15 protein-coding genes are annotated in these 20378 nt (G+C 74.2%); 5 read left to right on the top strand and 10 right to left on the bottom strand.

What is annotated here, in order from left to right; genetic code table 11:
- Positions 1 to 48: 48 nt before the first annotated feature.
- The 6 genes from WCS02_RS07155 to WCS02_RS07130 all read right to left on the bottom strand — a co-directional run bounded on the left by WCS02_RS07155 (position 49) and on the right by WCS02_RS07130 (position 9661).
- Positions 49 to 3492, bottom strand: coding sequence for an immunoglobulin-like domain-containing protein (locus WCS02_RS07155; RefSeq protein ID WP_340291438.1), 3444 nt, complete (start codon positions 3490 to 3492; stop codon positions 49 to 51).
- Positions 3493 to 3781: 289 nt separating this feature from the next.
- Positions 3782 to 4807 (bottom strand): hypothetical protein, encoded by a 1026-nt coding sequence (locus WCS02_RS07150; RefSeq protein ID WP_340291436.1) that lies wholly within the window; start codon positions 4805 to 4807, stop codon positions 3782 to 3784.
- Positions 4808 to 4920: 113 nt separating this feature from the next.
- Positions 4921 to 5562 (bottom strand): hypothetical protein, encoded by a 642-nt coding sequence (locus tag WCS02_RS07145; protein WP_340291434.1) that lies wholly within the window; start codon positions 5560 to 5562, stop codon positions 4921 to 4923.
- A gap of 208 nt (positions 5563 to 5770) precedes the next feature.
- Positions 5771 to 6790 (bottom strand): LacI family DNA-binding transcriptional regulator, encoded by a 1020-nt coding sequence (locus WCS02_RS07140; protein ID WP_340291432.1) that lies wholly within the window; start codon positions 6788 to 6790, stop codon positions 5771 to 5773.
- 127 nt (positions 6791 to 6917) lie between these two features.
- On the bottom strand, positions 6918 to 8486 hold the full coding sequence (locus tag WCS02_RS07135) for an acyl-CoA carboxylase subunit beta (protein ID WP_340291430.1): 1569 nt from the start codon (positions 8484 to 8486) through the stop codon (positions 6918 to 6920).
- Positions 8483 to 9661: an acyl-CoA dehydrogenase family protein gene (locus WCS02_RS07130; protein WP_340291428.1), complete on the bottom strand. Its 1179-nt coding sequence runs from the start codon at positions 9659 to 9661 to the stop codon at positions 8483 to 8485. Before WCS02_RS07130 ends, WCS02_RS07135 begins: the two co-directional genes overlap by 4 nt.
- 106 nt (positions 9662 to 9767) lie before the next feature.
- Between WCS02_RS07130 and pta the strand changes: the two genes are divergently transcribed.
- The 4 genes from pta to WCS02_RS07110 are packed head-to-tail and all read left to right on the top strand — an operon-like array spanning position 9768 to position 14094.
- Complete coding sequence (pta, locus tag WCS02_RS07125; RefSeq protein ID WP_340291426.1) at positions 9768 to 11924, top strand: phosphate acetyltransferase; 2157 nt, start codon at positions 9768 to 9770, stop codon at positions 11922 to 11924.
- Positions 11921 to 13207: an acetate/propionate family kinase gene (locus WCS02_RS07120; protein WP_340291424.1), complete on the top strand. Its 1287-nt coding sequence runs from the start codon at positions 11921 to 11923 to the stop codon at positions 13205 to 13207. Before pta ends, WCS02_RS07120 begins: the two co-directional genes overlap by 4 nt.
- A 48-nt stretch (positions 13208 to 13255) precedes the next feature.
- Complete coding sequence (locus tag WCS02_RS07115; RefSeq protein WP_340291422.1) at positions 13256 to 13735, top strand: hypothetical protein; 480 nt, start codon at positions 13256 to 13258, stop codon at positions 13733 to 13735.
- The gene (locus tag WCS02_RS07110; RefSeq protein WP_340291420.1) at positions 13732 to 14094 is read left to right on the top strand and encodes a winged helix-turn-helix domain-containing protein; all 363 of its coding nucleotides are present in this window, start codon (positions 13732 to 13734) and stop codon (positions 14092 to 14094) included. Before WCS02_RS07115 ends, WCS02_RS07110 begins: the two co-directional genes overlap by 4 nt.
- A gap of 44 nt (positions 14095 to 14138) precedes the next feature.
- Here WCS02_RS07110 and WCS02_RS07105 read toward each other — a convergent pair whose 3' ends face one another.
- From WCS02_RS07105 to WCS02_RS07090, 4 genes are read right to left on the bottom strand one after another with little or no spacing between them, the layout of a single operon-like run.
- Positions 14139 to 15500 (bottom strand): ABC transporter ATP-binding protein, encoded by a 1362-nt coding sequence (locus WCS02_RS07105; protein ID WP_340291418.1) that lies wholly within the window; start codon positions 15498 to 15500, stop codon positions 14139 to 14141.
- A 29-nt stretch (positions 15501 to 15529) separates the two neighbouring features.
- Positions 15530 to 16360, bottom strand: coding sequence for a carbohydrate ABC transporter permease (locus WCS02_RS07100; protein ID WP_340291416.1), 831 nt, complete (start codon positions 16358 to 16360; stop codon positions 15530 to 15532).
- Positions 16360 to 17328, bottom strand: coding sequence for a carbohydrate ABC transporter permease (locus WCS02_RS07095; RefSeq protein WP_376983964.1), 969 nt, complete (start codon positions 17326 to 17328; stop codon positions 16360 to 16362). Before WCS02_RS07095 ends, WCS02_RS07100 begins: the two co-directional genes overlap by 1 nt.
- Before the next feature lie 24 nt (positions 17329 to 17352).
- Positions 17353 to 18624 (bottom strand): extracellular solute-binding protein, encoded by a 1272-nt coding sequence (locus tag WCS02_RS07090; protein WP_340291414.1) that lies wholly within the window; start codon positions 18622 to 18624, stop codon positions 17353 to 17355.
- Positions 18625 to 18875: 251 nt separating this feature from the next.
- On the opposite strand from WCS02_RS07090, the gene WCS02_RS07085 reads away from it, so the two are divergent.
- Positions 18876 to 20378 (top strand): acetyl-CoA carboxylase biotin carboxylase subunit (locus tag WCS02_RS07085; RefSeq protein WP_340291412.1); only part of this gene is annotated, 1503 nt, incomplete at its 3' end.

The raw sequence follows: 20378 nt of genomic DNA, 5'->3' as shown, positions 1-20378 counted from the left end.
GGGCGGTCGTCGCCCGCCGGCCCCCACCCGTGCCCGGGCGCTCGCCGCTCAGCCGCAGCTGCGTGCCGCGTAGGCGGCCACGACGGTGCGGCTGGCCCCGTCGGCCGTCCCCGTGACGCTCACCTCGCCGGCGGGCACGGCGCCCGCCCGGGTGCCCACGGTGAGCGAGGTGGCGCTGTCCGCGGCGACGGTCATCGACCGCGTGCCCCAGGACGAGGTGACGGCCGCGGTGACGGGGACGTCGGAGGTGGTGCCGACGCGGACGGTCTGGACGACCTTCCCGGCGACGCAGCGGGTCCCCGCCTCGACGGAGAGCTCCGGACCGGCCGGCTCCTCGGGCCCGACGACGGTGACCGTGGTGGTCACCGTGCGGAACCGGGGGGCGAGCTCCTCCTCGCGGGTCTGGTTGAGGACCGCGAGGCCGTCGGCGGCGAAGTGCACCGTCTTGACCCGGGCGTGCCGGCTGGGGTCGTTGAGACCGCCGTCGGCACCGGCCGGCCACTCCGCGCGCGGCGGCCGGGCGTGGTAGACGATCACGGGGTTGCCGTCCTCGTCGAGGGTGAACGAGTTGTGGCCCGGCCCCATCTGCGCCCCGCCGAAGTCGTCGGTGGTGAGCAGCGGGTACCCCAGCTTGGTCCAGCTGGCGGGGTCCATGAGGTCCGAGCCGCGGCGGGCCCGGACGACGCCGATGCTGTAGTTCTCGTCGACCGAGGCCGCGGAGAAGAAGACGAACACCTCGTCCTCGCTCATGACGACCGCGGCGCCCTCGTTGATGACGTTGCCGCCGCTGCGCTCCCAGGCGAAGTCGGGCGTCGACAGCAGCATCGAGCGGCTGGTCAGCTGCCGGGGGTTCGACGGGTCGATCTCGGCCATCCGCAGGTCGGACGTGCCGGGCTTCTCGGCCCAGACGACGTAGTGCTTGCCGTCGGCCTCGACGTAGGTCATGTCGAGGGAGAAGTTCGTGAACGCGGCGGTGTCCCCCGGGGCGGCCTGCATGTACCCGAGCTCCTGCCAGCAGCCCGGGTCCATCGGGTCGCCGGCCCCGTCGCACCGGATGATCGCCGGCCGGATGCCCCACACGTCGGTCCGTGAGCGGCCCGAGGTGAAGAAGATGTACCAGTCGCCGCCGATGCGGTGGAACTCGGGAGCCCAGAAGTACCGGAAGTGCTGGGTCGAGATCTTCGAGCCGTTGGAGGTGTCGGGGGCCGCGGCGTTGCCGGCCCAGAGCAGGACGGTCTCCTGCGCGGTGGTCAGGCCGTCGATGCTGCCGGCGCGCCGCAGGACCAGCCGGTCGTAGCCGACGCCCGGGCTCTGCTGCGTCGTGGGGTACGAGCCCGTCAGGTAGTACTCCGTGCTGCCGGTCCGCTCGTCGTCGCGCAGCACCCACGGGTCGGCGCGCTCGCGGACGAGGATGCCGTCCTCGTCGCCGTAGACCGGCTGCTGCACCGTGCCGGTGACCTCGTAGCTGCCGGGCGTGGCCAGGTCGACGCCAGACGTGTCCCACTCGACGCCGAGCTCTTTGGTGGACCCGTCGGAGTACGACAGCTCCACGCGCTCGGGCAGCCCGACGCTCTCGCCGGGCTGCACGGTGACGTCCTCGACGTCGCTCACGCCGGTGTTGACGATGCGGCCGAGCTTGGCGACGACGGCGGCGTGCTCCTGCGCGGTGACGCCGATCGTGCTGGCCTCGAGGGCCCCGGCAGGCAGGCCGGTCGGGACGGTGCGCGTGACCGGGTCGGTGACGACCGGCTCGGAGAAGGTGACGAGGTCCGGCGTGGTGACGAGGTAGGTCGTGCCGGTGGTCGCGGTGAGCACGAGCCGGTACTGCTGCGCGACGTTGTCGTAGCCGACGTCGGCGCGCGCGACCCGGATGCCCTGGGTGTTGGTGAGGACGAACCGCGGGTTCGTCCAGGTGATGAGGTCCGTGCCGTCGTAGACGAACACCCGGCCGCTGGCGCCGTCGTCGGTGGCGACCATGCCGAAGCTGCCGTCGGGGTGGCGGAACAGGGTGGGGTGGCCGAACTTCGAGGACCCCGTGTCGAAGCGGGGGTACAGGACGCCCTTGCCGTTGTTGAGCGCCGTCCAGCTCGTCCCGTCGACGGAGTGCGCGAGGTGCAGCACGTCCGTGCGCGGGGTGTCGCCGGCTGTGATGTAGGAGGCGAGGTAGCCGCCGACCGCGGCGAGGACCCGGACCCGGTACTCCTTGTCCACGGTGACGCCGGGCGCGCCGGCGGCGGTGAAGCGGGCGCGGAGCACGACGTCGGTGTCCGCGGCGGGCCGGGTGACGGTGCCGTCGGCGGCGACGACGCCCGCGGGCTCGCTCGTCCAGGCGATGTCCGCGGTGCCGTCGGCGGTCGTGGTGGGCAGGGTGATGTCGTCCGCGACGACGGTGATGCCGAGCTCGAAGGCGTCGGCCGCGGTGCGCAGGTCACGCTCGGGGTCCTCGCTTAGCACGGTGACCGTGAAGGCCTTCGTCGTCGAGCGGCCGCCGAGGGCGAGGGTCGCGGTGAGGGTGACCGTGGCGTCCGCCTGGCCCCGGGCGGGGCGGGTGACGGTGCCGTCGCCGGCGACGCGCGCCGGGTCGCTGCTGGACCAGGTGACGGCCGAGCCCCGTGCGCCCGCGGTGGGGAGCCGGAGGTCGGTGATGGTCTGCGCGGGGACGGTGAGCGCGGCGGCGTCCGCGGCCAGGGCGGCCTGCGCGGCGGCCTCGGAGCGGGGGCTCGCCCAGTACTCCGCGGCGACCTCGGAGGCGCTGAGGGCCCGGCCGGCGACGACGAGGTCGTCGACGGAGCCGCGGTAGAACACGTCCGGGTAGCTCGAGCGGCCGATGTAGGACACCAGGCCGGTGCCGAACTGGCTCACGGTGCGCGTGGTCGGGACCGTGCCGACCAGCTGGCCGTCGACGTAGCCGGTGATCGAGCCCGGCTGGATGACGGCGGTGTGCAGGGTCCAGCCGGTGCCGGTGAGCGGTCCCTCGACGCCGCGCGAGGCGGTGGTGGGGCTGATCCCGGCCTCGGTGCCCCACGGTGCGGTGGTGCTTGCCCCGTCGGTGACGACCGACTTGACCCGGCCGGCGGGGTTGCGCGGGTTGAGGATGTAGTACTGCGACGGCGGGTTCGTGGCCGACCCGAAGAACAGGGCGGCGTAGTTCCCGCTCGGGGTCTCGTTGCGCAGCCACGTGCTGATGGTCAGCGTGTCGCGCCCGTCGAAGGTCCCGCGGGGGATCTCGACGTAGCCGGCGCCGGAGCCGCTGGCACCACCGGGCAGCGTGAGGACGCCGCCGGCCACCGTGGCGCCGGTGCCGCGGACCACGCCGTCGCGACCGTTGCCCGACACGTCGCGGACGACGCCCGCGGTCTCGAAGTCGTAGTGCAGGAGCAGGTCGGCGGGCGCGACCGCGGTCTGCGCGGACGCGGCGCCCGTGGTCAGGAGCAGGGCGCCCGTGACCACGCCGGCGACCGCGGCCGTCAGCCGGGACAGATGGGTTCGCATGCAGGGCACACCTCTCGTGGGGGCTGCGAGGGTGACGGCCCACCACGTCGTGGGGGCGGACAGGCACCGTCGCGCAGCCGTGACCGGCGACCCGGCACTGGGGCGCCATGCCGTTGTTAGCGGAAACACCGGCGGTGCAGCGACCTTATGAGCGCCCTTCACGGAGTGTCAAGGATGCTCACCGTTCGATCGATACACCGCTGCTGCGCCCGTCCCCTGGGTACGGCGGACAGCCCGCCGGACAACCGGCAGACGGCTCGTCGGCCTGCGCGGCGGGGGCGGCTCAGGTCTACGGCGCGGAGGTGCCGGCCTGCTGCCGGCCCTGCTCGCGGGCGTCCTCGAGCAGCGCGGCCAGCCGGCGGCGGGAGCGCCGGCGCCCCTGGGCCAGGGCCGCCACCACGAGCAGGAGGCCGAGCAGGAGAGCGAGCTGCGGCCACGGCACGGCCCACACCCACGTCCGCTGCACGACCGGCTCCAGGGTGGGCGCCTCGCCGTCGACGGTGACGACGGTGGGGGCCAGGGTGACGTCGACGGGCACGAGTAAGGTCGGCCAGACGCCGTCGACCTCGGCGCGCAGCGACCGGGTGTCGCCGGGCAGGAGCTCCTGCTGCTCCCCCGGCCCGGGGAAGGCGACGTCGCCGCCGCCCGCGCTCACGCTGCCCTCGGCCAGCAGCCGGGTGTTGCCGTCGTCGACGACGTCGAAGGTGACGGTCATGCCGCCGGGGCGGAACGCGTTCCACGACAGGTCGTAGGACCCGGAGACCGCGCGCACGCCCGCCGAGGGGGTGATGTCGCCGGTGACGCGGGTGAGCAGCCGGAACCCGACGCGGCTCTCGACGCCGACGCTGGTGCCGTCCTCGGCCGACTGCACCGACAGGACCGAGGCGGTGATGCCGGCCGTGTGGTCGCCCGGCTCGGCGTCCTCGGGCACGGCCACCGCGAAGCCGACCACCTCGGTGCCACCGGGCGCGACGGTGACCTCCGGGGGCAGCTCGACCCACGTGCCGGCAGCGACGGACTCCTGGTCGGACGGGAGGATGTCGAAACGGCCGGTCCGGGTGGTGAAGCCGTCGGCGGCGGCGAGCCGGAAGGTGACCTCCTCCGGCCCCAGGTTGCGCACGGCGAAGCGGTCCTCGACGCGCTCGCCCGGGTCGAGGGTGTGCTCGGCCGCGGTCCGGCCGTCGGGCCCGTCCTCGTCGGCCGGGGTGACCGCCCACCGCACCGGCGGCGGGGTCGCCGCGGCCGAGGGCTCGGGGGCCGGGGCGGCGGAGGCCGGGGCGGCGACGAGGCCACCGAGGAGCAGGGCCGTCAGCACACGGCTGAGGGGGCGACGGACGGGCAGCGGCACAGGAGGTCCAGACGTGCGGGTCGGGGCGGCGGTGGCCCGCCGCCCCGACCGGGGGAGGCTGTCGAGCGGTCGTCGACCGGTCAGTACTCATCCTCCCAGAGGGTGAGGGTGAGGGTCGCGGAGTAGCTGCCGGGCGCGACGTCGGCCGGGGTCTTGAGGAACAGGTCCGCGTCGGCCTGCCAGGTGCCCTGGGCGCTGGCCTCGGTGGAGTCCAGCGCGAGGGCGAGGAGCTCCTCGCCGACGAGGCCGACGTTGTTGGCGGTGGCGCCGGACCCGGTGGTCGGGTCGTCGAGGACGGTGACGACCTCCTCGCCCGCAGCGACCTCGCCGTCGCCCTCGGTGATGAGGTTGGGGCGCCACCCGAGGTGCCCGGCGGGCAGGCTGGTGAGGCCCTCGCCCTCGAACGCCGACGACTGGCCGGTGACGTACCAGAACTGGCCGGCGGGGACCTCGCCGCGGTCGTCGGTGACGGTGACGGTGGGCAGGGCGCCGTCGAACTGCCGCACGGCGGGGTCGCCGGAGGCGACCTCGGCCAGCGTGGTGGAGTCGGCCGCGACGCTCATCGTCAGGGCCCCGGCGGGCTCGACCGCGTCGATCTCGACGTCGACGCGGACGTCGTCACCGTCCACCGGCTCGGCCAGGGCGGCACCCGCGACGCCCGTCAGCAGGGCGGCACCGGTGGCGCCGGCCAGGGCACGGACGAACAGACCTCGTGTTGCCATGTCGTGTGTCTCCACTTCTCGGTCGGACGTGTCCGAGCCATCAGCAGCGCTCGACCGGTCTCTCCGGCCGTCACGTCGTCTCTGCGCGCCCGACCTCGATGTCATGGGGATCCGCCGTTGGACCTGACGCGCTGGTGGGATGCTAACCACAAGGTGTTAGCGGAAACAAGACCTGGCGCAGCGCGTCCGCGGCGGTCGGCCGGGTGTCTCAGGCGGGCGGCGGGGCGGTCGAGGACCGCACCACGAGCCGGGGCTGGATGACCTCGTGCTGGGCCACGTCCTCGTCCTCGATCGCCATGATGATGCGCCGGAGGGTGAGCTCCCCGAGGGCGGCGAAGTCCTGCCGGACGGTCGTCAGCGGCGGCAGGAAGTGCCGGGCGTCCGGGACGTCGTCGAAGCCGACGACGCTCACGTCCTCCGGCACGCGCACGCCCCGCTCCGTGAGCCCGTGCACGAGCCCGAGCGCCATCTGGTCGTTGCCGGCGAGCACCGCGGTGACCCCGTCGAGCGCGCCGGCGCGGGCGAGGGCGTGGCCCCGGTCGGACGTCCAGTCGCCGACCACGGGCTCGGGGGCCGGCAGGCCCGCCTGCTCGAGCGCGTCGTGCCAGCCCTGCTGCCGCTCGCGCGCGTCGTACCAGTCGAGCGGTCCGGCGAGGTGGCCGACAGAGCGGTGGCCCAGGTCGATGAGGTGCTGCACGGCGATCTCCGCGCCGGCGCGCTGGTCCACCGCGAGGGTGTGCATCCCGGACTCGGGCTCGGCCTTGATGATGACGGTCGGCAGCCCGGTGCTGCGGCGACGGAGGAGGTCCAGCGAGGACTGCCGGGGGGCGATGACGCAGAGCGCCTCGACGCCCTGCATGACGAGCTCGGCCACGCCGGCGTCGGCCTCCGACGGGTCGTCGTCGACCGTCACGGCGCTCACGGTGTAGCCCACGGTGCGCGCCGCGCCCTCGAGGGCGCGCAGGGTGCTGTTCGGGCCGTACTGCAGCGGCCCGTCGACGAGCACCCCGATGCGCATGGCCCGCCGCGTCGCCAGGGCCCGCGCGATGGAGTTGCGCGTGTAGTTGGTCTCCTCGATGGCCTTGAGGACCCGGTCGCGGGTCGACTCGCGGATGTTGCTGTGGCCGTTGAGGACCCGCGACACCGTCATGTGCGAGACGCCGGCGGACTTCGCGACGTCGTAGATGCTGGGTCGCTGCCATCCCGGCCGCGCCGTCTGCTCGGGCACCTGCGACCCCCTCTCGTCCTGTCGCCCGGGGGCGCCGGCGCCCCGGGGGCGCCACGTGCAGGGGCAGCATAGGGTCGCCCGGCACCCGCGCAGGCGCACCCAGGGCCGGGTCACCCCCGGGGGCGCGCTAGACCGGCCAGACCCCGTGGCGCCGGTCGGAGAACTCCCGGCGGGTGCGCGAGGCGTAGGCCAGGCGCCGGACCAGGTCCTCGCGCAGGTCCTCGGGCTCGACGACCGCGTCGACGACCAGGTCGGAGGCGAGCCGGCGCAGGTCGACGTCCTCCAGGTACTCCGCCCGCCGCGCGGCGACGAAGGCCTCCCGCTCCCCCGGGTCGTCGATCGCGGCGATCCGGTTGGCGTAGACGGCGTTGACCGCGGCCTCGGGACCCATGACGGCGATGGCGGCCGTGGGCAGCGCGACGCACGCGTGCGGGGCGAACCCGGGGCCGGCCATGGCGTACAGCCCGGCGCCGTAGGCCTTGCGGAGGACGACGGACACCTGCGGCACGGTGGCCTCGGACACGGCGGCGACCATCTTGGCGCCGTGGCGGATGATCCCCGCCCGCTCGACCTCGCTGCCGATCATGAACCCCGGCACGTCGGCCAGGTACACCAGCGGCACGTTGAACGCGTCGCACAGCGTGATGAACCGGGCCGCCTTGTCGGCGCTGTCGACGAACAGCACCCCGCCCCGGACGGCGGAGTTGTTGGCGACGATGCCGACGGTGCGGCCCTCGAGCCGGGCGAACCCGACGACCAGCTCCGGCGCGAACAGCGGCTTGATCTCGAAGAAGCTCATGGCGTCGACGAGGCGCTCGACGACGTCGTGCACGTCGAACGGCTCGGACTCCCGGGCCGGCACGTCCCCGGTCCGCAGCGGGCGCTCGGGCGGCTCGGCCTCGTAGACCGGCGGGTCCTCGCGCCAGGTGCGGGGCAGGTACGACAGGTACAGCCGCGCCTGCTCGATGGCGTCGGCGTCGTCGACCGCGAGCAGGTCGCCGCAGCCGGACACGGTGCAGTGCATCCGCGCCCCGCCCATCTGCTCCAGGTCGACCCGCTCCCCCACGACCATCTCGGCCATCCGCGGCGAGCCCAGGTACATGCTCGCGTTCCCCTCGACCATGACGACGATGTCGCAGAACGACGGCACGTACGCCCCGCCCGCCGCGGACGGGCCGAACAGGCAGCACACCTGCGGCACCCGGCCCGACAGCGCCACCTGGTTGTGGAAGATCCGGCCCGCCCCGCGACGGCCCGGGAACAGCTCGACCTGGTCGGTGATCCGGGCACCGGCGGAGTCGACGAGCCAGACGACCGGCAGCTCCTCGCGCAGCGCCGTCTCGGTGGCCCGCACCATCTTCTCCACGGTCCGGGCGCCCCAGGAGCCCGCCTTGACCGTGGGGTCGTTGGCGACCACGACGACGGGACGGCCGTCGACGGTGCCGCGGCCGGTGACCACGCCGTCGGCGGGCAGGCCGGACCCGCCGGCCGCGACGTCGGCGACCGTGGTCACCGCGTTGGCCAGCCGGCCGTCCTCGACGAACGAGCCCGCGTCCAGCAGCAGGTCGACGCGCTCGCGGACGGCGAGCTTGCCGGCCGCCGCGAGCCGCGCCCGACCCTTCTCGTCGGGTGCGGCGGTGGCCGCCTGCGCCTGGTCCAGCCAGTCCGGGAAGCTGCTCGGCGGGGCGCCGCTCATGCCACCGGCAGGCCGAGCCCGCGCGCCAGCACCAGGCGCTGCACCTCGGAGGTGCCCTCGCCGATCTCGAGGATCTTGGCGTCCCGGTAGAACCGGGCGACCGGGTACTCCTCCATGAAGCCCGCCCCGCCGTAGACCTGCGTGGCCAGCCGGGCCGCGTCCATCGCCACGGTCGAGGTGTGCAGCTTGGCCTTGGCGGCCGCCGCCTTGACCTGGGCGGCGGTCGCGCGCCCGGCGGTCTGCTCGTCCTTGAGCCAGGCCGCGCGGTAGGTGAGCAGGTGGCCGGCCTCGACCGCGACGGACAGGTCCGCGAGCGGGAAGGCGATGCCCTGGTTGCGCCCGATCGGCGCCCCGAAGGCGGTCCGGGTCTTCGCGTACCCCGTCGCCAGGTCCAGGCAGGCCCGGGCCGAGCCGAGCGCGAGCGCCGAGATGGCGATCCGGCCGTCGTCGAGGATGGCGAGGAACTGCCCGAACCCGTGGCCGCGCTGCCCGAGCAGCGAGTCCTCGGGCACCCGCACGCCGGAGAAGGACAGGCCGTGGGTGTCGGAGGAGTTCCAGCCGAGCTTGCGGTAGGGCTGCTCGACGACGAAGCCGTCGGTGCCGGCGGGGACGGTGATGGCGCTGATCTCGGGGCTGCCGTCCGCCCGGGTCCCGGTGCGGGCCGTGACCGTGACGACGCTGGTCAGCTCCGTGCCGGAGTTCGTGATGTAGCTCTTGGCCCCGTCGAGGACCCACTCCCCGTCGACCAGCTCGGCGCGGGTGCGGGTGGCCCCGGCGTCGGAGCCGGCGTCGGGCTCGGTGAGGCCGAACGCGGCGAGCGCGCGGCCGGCGACCAGGTCGGGGAGCCAGCGCTCGCGCTGGGCGTCCGTGCCGTAGGTGAGGATCGGGTTGATGCCCAGGCCGACCCCGGCGCTCAGCGTGATGCCGGCCGACTGGTCGACGTAGCCGAGCTCCTCGATGGCGACGCACAGGCTCGTGAAGTCGCCGCCCGCGCCGCCGTGCTCCTCGGGCACGACGAGGCCGAACAGGCCCAGCTCGCCCATCTGGGGGACGAGGTGGGCCGGGAAGTGGTGGGTCTCGTCCCACTTCGCGATGTGCGGCGCGATCTCCGCCGCGGCGAAGTCCCGGACGACTGCTCTCAGGTCCTCGTGGTGGTCTTCCAGCGCGAACGTCATCGGTCGCTCCTCCTGGACGGCCGAGGGGTGGTGGCCGTTCCGGGGGCAGGGTATCCGCGCGGGCCGAGCAGGGGCGGGCGAGGGAGGTCGTGGCTAGCGTGGGCCCATGAGCAGCGCCCTGTTCCTCCTGTCGACCGAGGCGGACAGCGGCAAGTCGGCGCTGGCGCTGGCCCTGTTCGAGGCGATGGCCCGTCGGGTGCCGCGCCCCGCGGTGTTCCGTCCCGTGACCCGCGACGGGGGCGACGACTTCCTCGTCGACCTGCTGCTCTCGCGGCTGCCGGAGGGCGCCCGGCCCGACCCGCAGGACTGCGTCGGCGTCACCTACGACGAGAACCACGCCGACTCCGCCGCGACCCGCGCCACGGTCGTCGCCCGGTTCCGGGCCCTGGCCGACCGGCACGACGCCGTCCTCGTCGTCGGCAGCGACTTCACCGACGTGGGCGCCGCGAGCGAGCTCGCCACGAACATCGACCTCGCCCAGGACCTGGCCGCCCCCGTCGTCGCGGTCGTCAGCGGCCGCGACCGCGACGGGGAGCGGTCGGTGGAGGACGTGCGCGCGGCCACCGAGCACGCCCTGGACAGCCTGCTCGCCCGCCACACCCCGGTCATCGGCGTCGTCGCCAACCGGGTGGGCGTCGGCACCGTCGACGACCTCCGCGCCGTCGTGGCCGACGTCGTCACCGCCCGGGGGCTCGACGTCCCGACCGCGGTCGTGCCCGAGCTGCCCCTGCTCGCCGCCCCCACCCTGCGCCAGATCGCCGACGCGGTCGGGGCGCGGCTGGTGAGCGGGTCCGACGACGACCTGGACCGGGCCGCGGTCGACGTCATGGTCGCGGCCATGACGCTGCCGCACATGCTCGAGCGGCTCGTCGACCAGGCGGTCGTCATCGTGCCCGGGGACCGCTCCGACGTGCTCGTGGGCACCCTGGCCGCCGCGCACGCGGACACCTTCCCCACCCCGTCGGGGCTGGTGCTCACGGGCGGGTTCGAGCCCGACCCTGTCGTCGCGCGGCTCGTCGCCGGCTTCACGCCCTCGCCGCCCGTCGTGGTCGCGCCGGGGTCGACGTTCGAGGTGGCGACCGTCGCGGCCGGGCTGCGCGGCCGGATGCGGGCGCGCTCGTCCCGCAAGATCGAGGCGGCGCTGCACCTGGCCGCCGAGCACGTGCCCGCCGAGGCCTGGCTGGACCGGCTGGCCCTGGCCCCCACGGACATCGTCACGCCGGTGATGTTCACCCACGACCTGTTCGAGCGGGCCCGGTCGGACCGCCGCCGCATCGTGCTGCCGGAGGGCACGGAGCCGCGCGTGCTGCGCGCCGCGGCCGCCGTGCTGCGCCGCGGCGTGGCCGACCTGGTGCTCCTCGGCGCCCCGGACGAGGTCCTGGCGGCGGCCTCGACCGCCGGCGTCGACGTCACCGGCGCCGAGGTGGTCGACCCCGCGACCGACCCGCGGCGGGAGGCCTACGCCGAGGAGTACGCCCGGCTCCGCGCCCACCGCGGCGTCACCCCGGCCATGGCCCACGACACGGTCGCGGACGTGTCGTACTTCGGCACGCTCATGGTCCACCTCGGCGAGGCGGACGGGATGGTGTCCGGCGCGGTGCACACCACCGCCCACACCGTACGGCCGGCCTTCGAGATCATCCGGACCGCCCCGGACGTGTCGGTGGTGTCCAGCGTGTTCTTCATGCTGCTGCCGGACCGGGTGCTCGTGTACGGCGACTGCGCCGTCGTGCCCAGCCCGGACGCCCGCCAGCTCGCCGACATCGCGGTCTCCGCCGCGGGGACCGCCGCGGCGTTCGGCGTCGAGCCGCGGGTGGCGATGCTGTCGTACTCCACGGGCACGTCCGGCTCCGGCGCGGACGTCGACCGGGTGCGCGAGGCCACCGCCCTGGTCCGCGAGCGCCGGCCCGACCTGCTCGTCGAGGGCCCGCTGCAGTACGACGCGGCCGTCGACCCCGCCGTCGCGGCCACCAAGCTGCCCGGCTCCGAGGTGGCCGGGCGCGCGACGGTGCTCGTCTTCCCCGACCTCAACACCGGCAACAACACGTACAAGGCGGTGCAGCGCAGCGCCGGCGCGACGGCGGTCGGACCGGTGCTGCAAGGGCTCAACAAGCCGGTCAACGACCTGTCCCGCGGGGCGACCGTCGACGACATCGCCACCACCGTGGCCGTCACCGCGGTGCAGGCGCAGACGCTCGCCGCCACCCGGGCCGCGCAGGCCGGTCGAGAGGCCGGCGCCGAGGGCACGGACGGCGCCGCGTGAGCGTCCTCGTCGTCAACGCCGGCTCCTCGTCGGTCAAGTACGCCCTCGTCGAGCCCGGTGGCACCGGCGCGGGCGATGCGGGCGATGCGGGCGATGCGGGCGATGCGGGCGGTGCGGGCAGCGCCCACGGCCCGGCCGCCGTGCTCGCGCGCGGCCTCGTCGAGCGGGTCGGCACCGCCCAGGCCCGGCTCACGCACGTCGTCGGCTCCGGCCCGGACGCCCGGGAGACGTCGTCCGACGTGCGGGCCGGGGACCACACCGAGGCGATGGCGGCGGTGGCCGCGGCGTTCGACGAGCACGGGCCGGACGTGGCCGAGGACCTGCGGGCGGTCGGGCACCGCGTCGTCCACGGCGGCGAGAGCTTCTCCGGGCCGGTGCTCGTCGACGACGACGTGCTGGCCGAGGTCGACCGGCTGTCGGTGCTGGCGCCGCTGCACAACCCCGTCAACCTGGCCGGGATGCGGGCCGCCCTGGCGCGCTTCGCCGGCGTGCCGCACGTCGCGGTGTTCGACACCGCCTTCCACGCCGACCTGCCGCCGGTCGCCCGCACCTACGCCGTGCCGCGGGCCTGGCGCGAGGAGCACGGCGTGCGACGCTACGGCTTCCACGGCACCTCCCACGCCTACGTGTCCCGCACGGCGGCCGCCTGGCTGGAGCGCGAGCGCGGCGTGGACCCCGCTGCCTCGCGCGTCGTCGTGCTCCACCTGGGCAACGGCGCGAGCGCGTGCGCGGTCCTCGGCGGGCGCAGCGTCGACACCTCCATGGGGCTCACGCCGTTGGCGGGGCTGGTCATGGGGACCCGCTCGGGGGACGTCGACCCCGCCCTCGCCGGGCACCTGGCGCGGGTGGCCGGCCTGGGCGGCGCGCACGTGGAGGAGCAGCTCAACCGCGCCTCGGGCCTGCTGGGGCTCGCCGGCAGCGGCGACCTGCGGGACGTCCGCCGGGCCGCGGACGGCGGCGACGCCGACGCGGTGCTCGCCCTGGAGGTGTACGCCTACCGGATCCGGTCCTACGTCGGGGCCTACGCCGTCGCGCTCGGCGGCCTGGACGCCCTCGTCCTCACCGGCGGGGTCGGCGAGAACGACGCCCGGATGCGGGCCTCGGTCGCCGGCGGGCTCGGCGTCCTCGGCTGCGCGGTCGACGAGGTCCGCAACGGTGCCGTCGACCGCGGGGCAGCGGTCAGCGTGGTGAGCCCCGAGGGCAGCGCCGCCGCCGTCCTGGTCGTCCCCACCGACGAGGAGGGCGAGATCGCCCGGCAGGCGCTCGCGCTGCTCGACCGCTGAGGACGGCACGCGCTTTCCAGACTGGAAAGCATGTGCCAGGGTGTCGCCATGACGACGCCCTCCCCCACGCCCTCCCCCACTCCGACCACCCCGACCGTCCCCGACGCCGCGGCGGCCCGCAGCGCCGTCGCCGGCGCCGACGCCCTCGGGGCGCGCGCCCGGCAGGCGGGCGGCTGGTACGCCCGCTACATGCTTGTCTTCGGTGCGGGCTTCGGGGTGATGACGCTCCTGCTGGGCCTGGGACCGGACAGCCCGCGGGCGGCGGTCACCTGGATGCTGGTCCTGGTGCCCGCGTGGGCCTGCTTCATGGTCGGCATGGTCGTCTGGGCGACGCGCCGGCCCGTCCAGGGCGAGCTGCGAGGGCGGGCCTACGTCCCGGGCTGGGTGGGGACGGGTGTGCTGTACGCGCTCGCGCTGGCCGTCGGCACCACCGCCGACCTCCCCGTCCAGGGCTGGTTCGCCGCCGCGGTCGTCGTCCCGCTGCCCCTCGTCCTGTCGGCCGTCCGGCTGCGGCGCTCCCTGCGATGAGGCCAGGACCACGGGCGGCCCACGCACCGGGAGCACCGGCAGAGCAGGCAGGGCCGGCCGCCACCGGGAGGCACCCCCGGCACGACCTGGACCCCCTCCTGCTGCACGGCGTCCGCTTCTCGCTGCTCGCCGTCGTCCTGGCGGCGGAGAAGGTGGCCTTCGCCTACCTGCGCGACGAGCTCCAGGTGAGCGACTCCGTGCTGAGCAGGCAGCTGACCGCGCTGGAGGAGGCGGGCCACCTCGAGGTGGACAAGGTCGCCGAGGGCCGCCGCACGCGGACCTGGGTCAGGGGCACGCCGGCCGGACGGGCCGCCTTCGACCGCCACCGGGCCGCCCTCGTCGCGATCGCCGGGGGCTGACCCGGCCCTCCGGAGGAGTCCGGAGGGCCGTGGCGCGGAGCGGGTCAGACCCGGTGCGCGCCCTCCCTGGCCCCGCCGCGCGCCCCGTCGCGGACGTCGACGTCACGGCCGCCGGCCGCGCCCCGGCCGTCGCCCTGCTCGCCACCGAGGTGCGGGGCCTCCCCCAGCGGCTGCTGGCGGGCGTCCTCCATCTCCTCGCGGCGCTCCTCCTCCGCCTCGGCGGTGATCCGGGCGCCCGCGTCGGCGTCGCGGGTGAGGTTCTCGCCGGTCGTCGGGTCGAACAGGTGCATCTTGCGGGTGTCCACCCAGATGTCGGCCTCGCGGCCGCCGCGCACCCGGCTCGTGGAGTCGATGGCGATGATGAGCTGGGTGCGGAGCTGGTCGCTGTCGAGCTCGCGGGACAGCTCCTTGAGCTGGCTGCTCACCTCGGCGGAGGCGTCGAACGGGATGTAGGCGTACTGCTCGTTGCCCAGCCACTCCGTGACGTCGACCTGCGCGGTGAAGACGTCGCCCTTGGCGCGCTTGTCGTCGTCGACGAGCTTGGCGTCCTCGAACGCCTCGGGCCGGACGCCCATGAGCAGCACGTCCTTACCGCGGGCGGCCTCGCGCTGCCGGTCGGTCGTCAGGGCGATCGGGCCGAGCGGGGTCTGCAGGCGGTCCCCGTCCACCTGCGCCGGGACGAAGTTCATCGGCGGGGAGCCGATGAACCCGGCGACGAACAGGTTGACGGGCTGCTCGTACAGCTCCCGCGGCGAGGCGATCTGCTGGAGCACGCCCTTCTTGAGGACGGCGACCCGGTCGCCCAGGGTCATCGCCTCGGTCTGGTCGTGGGTGACGTAGACGGTGGTGATACCGAGCCGGCGCTGCAGCCGGGCGATCTCCGTGCGCATCTGCCCGCGCAGCTTGGCGTCGAGGTTGGACAGCGGCTCGTCGAACAGGAACGCGTCGGCGCTGCGGACGATGGCCCGGCCCATGGCGACGCGCTGGCGCTGGCCGCCGGACAGGTTGGCGGGCTTGCGGTCGAGGTGCTCGTCGAGCTCCAGCAGCGCCGAGGCGTCCCGGACCCGCTCGTCGACCTCCGTGTCGGGGGTCTTGGACAGCCGCAGCGGGAACGCCATGTTCTCGTAGACGGTGAGGTGCGGGTAGAGCGCGTAGTTCTGGAACACCATCGACAGGTTGCGGTCGCGCGGCGCCTTGTCGTTGACCCGCTTCCCGCCGATGACCATGTCGCCCTCGGTGATGTCCTCCAGGCCGACGATCATCCGCAGCAGGGTCGACTTCCCGCAGCCGGACGGCCCGACGAGGATGAGGAACTCCCCGTCGGCGATGTCGATGCTCACGTCGTTCACGGCCGGGAAGCCGTCGGCGTACTTCTTGACGATGTTCTTCATCTCGATGGCAGCCATCGGTGTCTCCTTCTGCTGGGCCGGGGCGCTCAGCCCTTGACGGCGCCGTTGGTGAGTCCCGCGACGATCTTCTGCTGGAAGAGCAGCACCAGGACCACGACGGGGATCGTCACGATGACCGAGGCTGCCGCGATGGGGGCGGTGGGCTGGGAGAACTGGCTGGCGCCGGAGAAGAACGCGAGCGCGGCCGGGACCGGGCGCGCGGCCTCCGACGAGGTGAGCGTGATCCCGAAGATGAAGTCGTTCCAGATGGCGAAGAACGTGAGGATCGCCGCGGTGAACACCCCGGGCGCCGCCAGCGGGACGATGACCTTGCGGAACGCCTGCAGCGGCGTGGCGCCGTCCACCTGCGCGGCCTGCTCCATCTCCCACGGGATCTCGCGGAAGAACGCCGACAGCACGTACACCGACAGCGGCAGCGAGAAGGACAGGTACGGGATGATGAGGCCGAGCCAGGTGTCGTACAGCCCGACCGTCCGCCACAGGTTGAACAGCGGGGTGGCGATGGCGATGATCGGGAAGATCGTGATCGCCAGGGCGAGGCTGAGCAGCAGCTTCTTGCCGGGGAACTCCAGCCGGGCCACCGCGTAGGCCGCGAACATCGCCAGCACCACGGAGATCGTGGTGGCGATGAGCGAGATGCCGACCGAGTTGCGCAGCGCGGTGGTGAACAGGTCCGAGCGGAACACGATGAGGTAGTTCTCGAACGACCACTCGGTGGGCCAGAACTTCCTGTTGGTGATGTCGTCGCCCGCCTTGAACGACAGCGAGACGATCCACGCCACCGGGACCAGCGCGTACACGATGATGAGGACGGCCCCGACGATCCACCAGACCTGCCCCTTGCGCCCTGCCGACATCACGCACCCCTCTGCTCGGCGAGGTTGACCTTGAAGCCCTTGATGAACAGGAACGCGATGAGCACGACGAGCACGGCGAGGATGACGCTGACCGCCGACCCGAGGCCGATCATCACCCGCGTGATCGTCTGCCGGTAGGCCAGGAACGACAGCGTCTCGGTGCCGTTGGCGCCCTGCGTCATGACGAAGACGTTGTCGAAGATGCGGAACGCGTCGAGGGTGCGGAACAGCAGGGCGACCATGATGGCGCCCTTCATGTTCGGCACGACCACCTTGCGGAAGCGCTGCCAGGCGGTGGCGCCGTCGACCTTGGCCGCCTCGATGTACGTGCTGGGGATCTGCGCCAGGCCGGCCAGCAGCAGCAGCGACATGAACGGCGTCGTCTTCCAGATCTCCGACAGGCAGATGACGACCAGGCTCGGCACGGTCTCGCCGAACCAGTCCAGGTCGCTGCCGAACAGCGGGTTGACGAACCCGTAGGCCGGCGTGAAGGCGTACTGCCAGGCATAGGCGGAGACGACGGTGATGATCCCGTACGGCACGAGGATCGCCGTGCGGACGGACTTGCGCAGGAACAGCGCGCGGTGCATGACCAGCGCGAGCGCGAAGCCGAGCACGAACTCGACGGCCACGGTCACCACCGTGATGGCCGCCGTCACGCCGAACTGCCGCCAGAACAGGACGTCGGACAGGATCGTCGCGTAGTTGCCGAGGCCGACGAAGCTCCGCCCGTCGGGGTCGGTGAGCCGGAAGTCGAACAGCGAGTACCAGACCGCGTTGGCGATCGGGTAGGCCGTCACCGACAGCATGACGACGAACGCCGGGCCGGCCAGGAGCCAGCCGAGGTTGCGCTCCTTGCGGGCCCGGTCGGTCATCCTCTGCCGTCGGGCGGGGGCCGCTGCCGGGGCGTCCTGGCGGTCGGCCTCCGCCCGGACCTCTCCCGCCGCAGCGGGGACGGTGGTGCTCATGGCTTCCCCTTCCTCACCACGTCGTCACAGCATCCGGGAGCCGTCGAGCACGGCCTCGAGGAAGTCGGCGGTCCGCGCCGGGGTGGTCTGCTCGTCGAGCGCGTCCGGCGGGTGGTACCCCTGCTGGACGACGCCCGTGACGTCGCCGTAGTACGGGCTGATCGGCCGCGGGGCGGCGTCGGTGAGGCCCTCGCGGATCGCCTCGTACATCGGGAACGCCTCCTGCACCTCGGGGTCGTCGTAGACCTCCGCCGACGCCGCGGGCTCCCCGGCGGTGAGCATGTTCTGCTTCTGCCGCTCGGGGCTGCGCACGCAGCGCACCGCCTCCAGCGCCGCCTCCTCGTGCTCGGTGTAGGCGCCGATGCTCACGCCGATGCCGCCGAGGGGGGTGGCGCTGGCCTCGCCCTCGACCACCTGCGGGTAGCGGGCCCAGGCGATGTCGTCGCGGAAGCCCTCCTCGACGGCCCCGGCCGCCTCGGCGGCCTCGAAGGCGGTCCAGACGTACGGCCAGTTGACCATGAACCCGCCGTCGTCGGCCTGGAAGGCCGCGCGCGACTCCTCCTCCCCCGCGGTGCTGAGCCCGGCGGGGGCGATGTCAGAGTTGGCGATCGTGCTCATGATCCGCGCGGCCTCGGCGCCGGCCTCGCTGTCCAGCGCCGACTCGACGTCCTCGGCGGCCGCACCCTGGCTGTCCTCGGCGAGGATCGAGCCGCCGGCGGAGGAGACCAGGGCGTTGACCCACACCATGAGGCTCTCGTTGCGCCGGCCCTGGACCCCGACGGTGGTGCCCGTCTGCTCGGCGGCCTCGATCACCTGGTCCCACGTGACCGGTGCGGCGGCCGGGTCGAGGCCTGCCTCCTCGGCGACCGACTTCTTGTACCAGAGCAGCTGGGTGTTGCCGTAGAACGGCGCCGAGAACATCGTGTCCTCGTACAGGGACTGCTCGAGCGGGCCCTCCAGCACCCCCTGCGACAGCTCCTCCTGCTCCTCGGCGGTGAAGGGCCGGAGGAAGCCCGCGTTGGCGAACTCCGCCATGAACGGCGGGTCCAGGCTCAGCAGGTCGACCGTGGTGTCACCGGCGGCGAGGCGGCGCAGCAGCTGCTCGCGCTGCGGCGCGGCCGAGTTGGGCAGCAGCGACGTCTTGAGGACGTAGGCGCCCTCCGCCTCCTCGTTGCAGGCGTCGGCGATCTCCACCTGGACGGCGTTGTTGATGTACCAGGTGAGCTCGGGTGCACCGGAGGTCTCTCCGCCGCCGCAGGCGGCGACCACCGTCGCCGCGACGCCCAGCGCGCCCACCGCGGCCAGCCGCCGTGCCCGCGGGCGCCGCGCTCCCCCACCTCGTGCAGGACGTCGAGCCATGCCGCCTCCAGCCAAGCCGCTGTTCGGGCACCCCGGGGCACGGACGGCCCCGGGGTGGGGACCAGGTGCGCACCGAGACTGCTTCGTCCCGGTCCGTACCCTGCGGGGAGCACACTGGCCCGGCACGCCGCGGAGCACAACCCGACGCGGGGCGGTGCCGCGGGCGCCGGGGTCTAGGCTCGCCCGCGATGTCGACGCTGACGAAAATCCTCATCGCCAACCGCGGCGAGATCGCCGTGCGGGTCGCGCGAGCCTGCGCCGACGCCGGGCTGCGCTCGGTCGCGGTGTACGCCGACCCCGACGCCGGTGCGCTGCACGTCCGCGCCGCCGACGAGGCCTTCGCCCTGGGCGGGTCCACGTCGGCCGAGACGTACCTCGACATCGGCAAGCTCCTCGCGGTGGCGGAGCGTGCCGGCGCCGACGCCGTGCACCCCGGCTACGGCTTCCTCGCCGAGAACGCCGACTTCGCGCAGGCCGTCATCGACGCCGGGCTGGTGTGGATCGGTCCCCCGCCGCAGGCGATCCGCGACCTCGGCGACAAGGTGTCCGCCCGGCACATCGCCGCGCGCGCGGGCGCCCCGCTCGTCGCCGGCACGGCCGACCCGGTCGCGGACGCCGACGAGGTCCTCGCCTTCGCGCGCGAGCACGGCCTGCCCGTGGCGATCAAGGCGGCCTTCGGCGGCGGCGGTCGCGGCCTCAAGGTCGCCCGCACCCTGGAGGAGGTGCCCGAGCTGTTCGAGTCGGCCACCCGCGAGGCGGTCGGCGCGTTCGGGCGCGGCGAGTGCTTCGTCGAGCGCTACCTCGACCGGCCCCGCCACGTGGAGACCCAGTGCCTGGCCGACGCGCACGGCGGCGTCGTCGTGGTGTCCACGCGCGACTGCTCGCTGCAGCGCCGGCACCAGAAGCTCGTCGAGGAGGCGCCGGCACCGTTCCTCACCGACGCCCAGGTCGAGCAGCTGTACTCCTCGTCCAAGGCGATCCTCCGCGAGGCCGGCTACGTCGGCGCCGGGACCTGCGAGTTCCTCGTCGGCCAGGACGGCACGATCAGCTTCCTCGAGGTCAACACCCGCCTGCAGGTCGAGCACTGCGTGTCCGAGGAGGTCACGGGCATCGACCTGGTCCGTGAGCAGCTGCGGGTCGCGGCCGGCGAGCCGCTCGGCTACGACGACCCCGTGGTCCGCGGGCACTCCATCGAGTTCCGCATCAACGGCGAGGACGCCGGCCGCGGCTTCCTGCCCCAGCCGGGACCGGTCGACGTGTTCTCCCCGCCGTCCGGCCCGGGCGTCCGGCTGGACTCCGGGGTCGAGGCCGGCAGCGTCGTCGGCGGCGGCTTCGACTCCATGCTCGCCAAGCTCGTCGTCACCGGCGCCTCGCGGGAGCAGGCGCTGCAGCGCTCCCGCCGGGCCCTGGCCGAGTTCGTCGTCGAGGGCCTGCCGACCGTCCTGCCGTTCCACCGGGCCGTCGTCTCCGACCCGGCGTTCGCCCCGGTCGACCCGGCCGCGCCGTTCACGGTGCACACCCGCTGGATCGAGACCGAGTTCGACAACCAGGTGCCGGCGTGGACCCCCTCCGGGGCCTCGTCCGACGAGGCGTCGCCGGACGAGCCCCGCCGCCGCGTCGTCGTCGAGGTGGACGGCCGCCGCGTCGAGGTCGTGCTGCCCGCCTCGCTCGGCGGCGGGACGGCGGCCGCG

Source organism: Aquipuribacter hungaricus (assembly GCF_037860755.1).
Classification (GTDB): domain Bacteria; phylum Actinomycetota; class Actinomycetes; order Actinomycetales; family JBBAYJ01; genus Aquipuribacter; species Aquipuribacter hungaricus.
This window is presented reverse-complemented; position numbering and strand designations above follow the sequence as displayed.

Bases quoted from the DNA above. Each gene is read 5' to 3' on its own strand.
- WCS02_RS07135 (WP_340291430.1), bottom strand. From the start codon at position 8,486: ATGAGCGGCGCCCCGCCGAGCAGCTTCCCGGACTGGCTGGACCAGGCG.
- WCS02_RS07110 (WP_340291420.1), top strand. From the start codon at position 13,732: ATGAGGCCAGGACCACGGGCGGCCCACGCACCGGGAGCACCGGCAGAG.
- pta (WP_340291426.1), top strand. From the start codon at position 9,768: ATGAGCAGCGCCCTGTTCCTCCTGTCGACCGAGGCGGACAGCGGCAAG.
- WCS02_RS07155 (WP_340291438.1), bottom strand. From the start codon at position 3,492: ATGCGAACCCATCTGTCCCGGCTGACGGCCGCGGTCGCCGGCGTGGTC.
- WCS02_RS07115 (WP_340291422.1), top strand. From the start codon at position 13,256: ATGACGACGCCCTCCCCCACGCCCTCCCCCACTCCGACCACCCCGACC.
- WCS02_RS07105 (WP_340291418.1), bottom strand. From the start codon at position 15,500: ATGGCTGCCATCGAGATGAAGAACATCGTCAAGAAGTACGCCGACGGC.
- WCS02_RS07100 (WP_340291416.1), bottom strand. From the start codon at position 16,360: ATGTCGGCAGGGCGCAAGGGGCAGGTCTGGTGGATCGTCGGGGCCGTC.
- WCS02_RS07130 (WP_340291428.1), bottom strand. From the start codon at position 9,661: ATGACGTTCGCGCTGGAAGACCACCACGAGGACCTGAGAGCAGTCGTC.
- WCS02_RS07095 (WP_376983964.1), bottom strand. From the start codon at position 17,328: ATGAGCACCACCGTCCCCGCTGCGGCGGGAGAGGTCCGGGCGGAGGCC.
- WCS02_RS07145 (WP_340291434.1), bottom strand. From the start codon at position 5,562: ATGGCAACACGAGGTCTGTTCGTCCGTGCCCTGGCCGGCGCCACCGGT.